This window comes from Corynebacterium gottingense (genome assembly GCF_003693265.1).
Classification (GTDB): domain Bacteria; phylum Actinomycetota; class Actinomycetes; order Mycobacteriales; family Mycobacteriaceae; genus Corynebacterium; species Corynebacterium gottingense.
In genome coordinates this window covers 1-1,300 of record NZ_RDRE01000140.1, presented here as the reverse complement: position 1 = coordinate 1,300, position 1,300 = coordinate 1, and the positions used below count along the sequence as shown (strand labels likewise).

Here is a 1,300-nt window from a genome sequence, read left to right as displayed (position 1 = left end):
CCGCCAGCGCGGGAGGCGCCGATCACGCTGACTGGGCCGTTGACGTCGCGCTCCGCGCCGAAGATGGATGCCACGACGCCCGGGATCTTGCTCGGGAACGCGAGAATGCCATCGACGGTTGCGTGCAGCATTTGACCGGTAAATTTCGCGGTCGCCGGGACCGCCTCAAGCGGCCCGAACTGGCGCATCGCGTCCGCGACCGGCGCACTCGTCACACCGATCGCGCCCGCGTCGAACTCCTGCCCACTGGCGGGGTCGATGCGCGTCACGCGCGCAACGGGCACGTCGACGGTGAGCTCCGCGCCGTCGCGGAGGACGTCGAGCGCCACCGTTTCGCCCGGTCGCTCCAAGACGTAATCGCGCACTTCCGTAAACGCGACGATGTCCTGGCCGTTGACAGCCAGCAGCTTGTCCCCCGGGCGGAGGCCGGCTTGCGCGGCGGGGCCGTCGCCCTCGCACGGGGCGAGTGTCTCCGCGTCGATCTGGTCGGAGGTGCACGACAGCTCACCCACCGTGGGCGTGCGATCCGCGTACGGGTTCGGGATGGCGGCGAGGACGGCCACGAAGTAGGTGATGATGACGCCGATGAACAGGTTCATCACGATGCCGCCGGACATCACCGCCACTCGCTGCCACCACGGCTTTTTGTACATGGCCAGCGGGGCCTCGTCCGGGGCTAGCTCGTCCTGCGCGGTCATGCCGGCGATGTCGCAAAAGCCGCCGAACGGCAGGGCGGCTACGCCGTACTCAGTGTGCCCGCGGGTGACCGACCACACCGTCGGCCCGAAACCGATGAAGTAGCGGCGCACGCGCATTCCGAAGCCGCGGGCCACCGCCATATGCCCCGCCTCATGAAGCGCAATCGACACAGCAATGCCGAGCGCAAACAGGACGACACCAATGATGCCCATGGGCGTTCCCTCTTACTGTTTGCGCGCCAGCGCGTCCGCGGTTTCCGCCGCGCTCCGGCGCGCCTGCGAGTCCACCTCGAGGATCTCCTCAACGCTCATCGGGGTGTGCGCATAGCCGCCCGCGGCGTCAAGCACGGCGTCGATCGTGTCCACGATCTGCGGAAAGCGGATCTTCCCATCAAAGAACGCGTCAACGGCCACCTCGTTCGCGGCGTTGTAGATCGCCGGGTACGGGTCGCCGGCGCTCGCCACCTGGCGCGCGAGCTCCACTGCCGGGAACGCCTCGTTGTTCAGCGGCTCGAAGGTCCACTCCGACGCGGTTGTGAAGTCCAGCGAGGGCTGCGCGCCCGCGACGCGGCCGGGCCACGCGAGGGCGTGCGCGATCGGCA

The 1,300-nt window shown here is 68.8% G+C and carries 1 protein-coding gene and 1 pseudogene; both read right to left on the bottom strand.

The window, feature by feature from the left end; translation table 11 throughout:
* Positions 1-911: M50 family metallopeptidase (locus tag EAW56_RS12280; protein ID WP_147453331.1), on the bottom strand; the 911-nt coding region annotated here is incomplete at its 3' end.
* 12 nt (positions 912-923) lie between these two features.
* A pseudogene (locus EAW56_RS12275) lies at positions 924-1,300 on the bottom strand (1-deoxy-D-xylulose-5-phosphate reductoisomerase); the annotation flags it as partial.